Raw genomic sequence first — 2,047 nt, forward strand, 5'->3', positions numbered from 1 at the left:
TGGCTTTCTCTCTTTCTTCATTTTGAAGCCTTAATTTATTTTTCTTTATGTTCGCTATCAGTTCCCTTATGAATACTCTCTTATCTTCAACCAGAGATTCCATTTCCACATCTGCAAACAGTTTATATTGTACATAATTGTTTCTTAGCAGTACTGTCTCCTCTTCTTTTAATTCAAACCCTTCAAGCTCTAATCCTATATATACCCTTGCTTCCTCTGAATAATCTGATATTTTCTCTGTTATCTTCTCATCTGTATATCCCAGTTTATTTAGTCTTAATTTTAGAGCCTGAGGGAGCTCGTAATCTGCTCCCATTAGCTGTCCTCCTATGCAAAAGTTATATCTATTCTTCTTACTGACCTTTTCGCTACAATAATAGGAGTAAATCTTGAATATGCTATCTCTTTTCTGACTTTATTATCTTTGTCTATTTTTGTTTCTAATACATATCTACCATCAACATAACCCGGCATATCTCCTATCATCTGCTTTATTCCTGCGTAACCCCTATGTAGTTTTGTTGTATTTAGAAGTGTCATTCTGTTATCATTGGCTATTACAATATCATCAAATGGATCATATGTTGTGTTTGCCTGTTCCAGCAGAACATTGAATATTCTTGCTATTACTATATTTACATTACTCTTATTTATTTCTCCTAATTGCAGAGCTTCTGCCTGTCTCATAAATTTTTCATCTTTTAGTAAGTGGTCCACTATTTTTGAACCTATCAGTACTTTATTTGGAGCAAATCCATTTTCATTACAGTATTTCTGATGCTGTTCTACAAAGTAATTTACAAATGGATTTGATGTATTAATTGTCTTTGTTATCAGACTTCTAAGGTCAAATTTTATTGTTTTATTTGGATTATTTGTAGCTGAATATTCTCCTATATCCAACACTTTGGCACATACTAAGTTCTGCCCTTTCAGTATCTTTATCTTATTTCTTCTTGCTGCTTTATACATTACACCGTCTTCGGCTTTTACAAGAGCATTATTTACATACATGGATGCTCCCTGTTTTACCCTTAAGGCATCATCTGCTGTTAATGTGTATTCTGCCTTAAATACTCCAGGTACAATTATATTATCTGTATAATCCTCATCTTTTTTAGTATGTTCCCCCAGATAATCGTCTTCCGGTGATAATGGTGCTACTTCTTCTGTTTCTATTAATTCCGTATATTCTATTTCCCTTGCTGCTGAAGTTATTTCTTCTCCTTTGAATAAATCTAAAAATGGTGTTGTTACATCCACTGTTACCGCATCCATTACTCCTTGTCTTTTTCTTATCTCTCTTAAAAATTTATTGTTCTCGTCTAATATTGGCATTAGTCTATCTCCCTTCTAGTCTCTGTTTTTGAAAACTCTTTAAAATACAAATCTTTTATTTTCAGTTGTTCTACTGTCTCTATATCTAATGTTTCATAAGCTGCCATCCATTTTATATTTATTTCACCTGCTCTTATTACTTTTCCTCTTTCTCCGGCATCTAGTTTTTTTCCTTTTCCTAAACCTGCTTCCAGTACACCTATACACTCACTTGTAGTACCACTAACATAATTAACAATTTTCCCGTCTGCATAGTCTACAGCTACAAGTCCACCATCCTCAATGTCTTCCTTTAACTCATAAAAGTCAAATCTTTTTGGTGCTATGATCAGTGTGGCTTCTTTATATTTCTTTTTTTCCTGTCTCATTAGTTTTTACCTCCCTGTATTTTTTCTACAAATGATCTTCCCTCGTTATACCCGTTTACACCCATACTATTATCTGAACCGTCTCCATCAATATTTATATCTCCTGAATAATTTGTAAATCCTGAAAATTCCGGAATCTTTTTCATAAATTCCTGTAATCCGTCATAAAGTGATGTATCTTTTTTGTTAAATTCCCAGTTCACTTCACTTTTAAGGCTCTCTTCCACTATCTTTTCAAAGAACGGTTTGAAAGCAGGAACTATCTTTTTATCATGTTCTTTCATGAATTCCTGTACTTTAGCTTTATCCTCTGCTTCTTTTGTTATTCTTGCCGTGATTTC

The 2,047-nt window shown here is 33.3% G+C and carries 3 protein-coding genes and 1 pseudogene; all 4 read right to left on the reverse strand.

The features are described 5' to 3' along the window. A partial coding sequence (locus NK213_RS19805; RefSeq protein WP_253352537.1) for a hypothetical protein occupies positions 1–316 on the reverse strand: 316 nt, incomplete at its 3' end. 11 nt (positions 317–327) lie between these two features. Continuing rightward, complete coding sequence (locus NK213_RS19810) at positions 328–1,338, reverse strand: major capsid protein (RefSeq protein ID WP_253352539.1); 1,011 nt, start codon at positions 1,336–1,338, stop codon at positions 328–330. Continuing rightward, on the reverse strand, positions 1,338–1,706 hold the full coding sequence (locus NK213_RS19815) for a hypothetical protein (RefSeq protein ID WP_253352541.1): 369 nt from the start codon (positions 1,704–1,706) through the stop codon (positions 1,338–1,340). The genes NK213_RS19810 and NK213_RS19815 overlap by 1 nt, the downstream gene beginning before the upstream one ends. Next, positions 1,706–2,047, reverse strand: a pseudogene (locus NK213_RS19820) (hypothetical protein); the annotation flags it as partial. The gene NK213_RS19815 and the pseudogene NK213_RS19820, both read right to left, overlap by 1 nt.

The organism is Sebaldella sp. S0638, from assembly GCF_024158605.1.
Taxonomy (GTDB): domain Bacteria; phylum Fusobacteriota; class Fusobacteriia; order Fusobacteriales; family Leptotrichiaceae; genus Sebaldella.

Excerpts from the sequence above, each read along its gene's own strand:
- NK213_RS19810 (WP_253352539.1), bottom strand. The coding sequence starts at position 1,338 with ATGCCAATATTAGACGAGAACAATAAATTTTTAAGAGAGATAAGAAAA.
- NK213_RS19815 (WP_253352541.1), bottom strand. The coding sequence starts at position 1,706 with ATGAGACAGGAAAAAAAGAAATATAAAGAAGCCACACTGATCATAGCA.